Origin of the sequence: Corallococcus llansteffanensis (assembly GCF_003612055.1) — a bacterium.
GTDB lineage: Bacteria > Myxococcota > Myxococcia > Myxococcales > Myxococcaceae > Corallococcus > Corallococcus llansteffanensis.
The window spans coordinates 1-1127 of record NZ_RAWB01001056.1 but is presented as its reverse complement, the minus strand read 5'-3'; the positions used below and the strand labels follow the sequence as shown (position 1 = coordinate 1127).

The window sequence follows — 1127 nt, the reverse complement described above, 5'->3', positions numbered from 1 at the left end:
CCCCTGCCCCCCTCACCCTCCCGGGAGGCTTCTCCTCGGAGCTCGTGGTCGGCGGTCTGGAGTACCCGACGACGTTCGCGAGCCTCCCCGATGGGCGCCTCCTCATCGCCGAGAAGGCAGGGGCCGTCCGCCTCTTCAAGGGCGGCGTCCTCCAGCCCGTGCCCTTCATCGACCTTCGTGGGCGGGTGAACTCGCACCATGATCGCGGGCTGCTGGGGCTCGCGGTGGACCCGGCCTTCGCCACCAATGGCTTCGTCTACCTGCTCTATACCTACGACGACGATGCCACGGATGACTCCGGGCCCAAGACGGCGCGGCTGGCGCGCTACACCGCCGTGGGGGACTCGGCTTCACCCGCGAGTGAGCTCGTGCTGCTCGGCACCACGGTGGGCAACTCCTGCAATGACTTTCCCGCGGGTGCGGATTGCATTCCCTCGGACAGCGCCTCGCACACTGTGGGCAGCGTCCGGTTCGCGCCGGACGGCACCCTCTTCGTGACGTCTGGAGATGGGGCCCGCTTCGACGCGGTCGACGACGACGCGCTGCGGGCGCAGAGCCTGGACTCCCTCGCGGGCAAGGTCCTGCGCATCACCCGCTCCGGCGCGGGCGTGGGCTCGAACCCGTTCTGGAACGGGGATGCCCAGGCCAACCGCTCCAAGGTGTGGGCGCTGGGGCTTCGCAATCCCTATCGCTTCAGCCTGCGCCCGGGCACCGCCACGCCCTACCTGGGCGACGTCGGCTGGGGCACCTACGAGGAGATCAACGTCGCGCTCCCGGGGTCGAACCTGGGCTGGCCCTGCTACGAGGGGCGCTTCCGCCAGAACGGCTACGAACCCAAGCCCGTCTGCCAGGCGCTCTATGCACGAGGGCCCGGCGCGGTGCGACCTCCGCTGTACGACTGGGACCACGGCGTCGGCCAGACGGCCACGGGCGGCGCCTTCTACACCGGCACCGCGTACCCGGAGACGTGGCGGGGTGCCTACTTCTTCGGCGACTACTCCCAGCAGTGGATCCGCTCCCTGCGGGTGGATGCGAATGATCAGCTCGTGCCCGACAGCGTGACGGAGTTCGCGACCGGGGTGGGTGGGCTCGTCGAGCTTGGCATCGGGCCGGACACCAACCTCTTC

The 1127-nt window shown here is 69.9% G+C and carries 1 protein-coding gene; it reads left to right on the top strand.

Annotation, left to right across the window (positions count from 1 at the left end; genetic code table 11):
- Positions 1-1127: PQQ-dependent sugar dehydrogenase (locus D7V93_RS43285; RefSeq protein WP_147451695.1), on the top strand; the 1127-nt coding region annotated here is incomplete at both ends.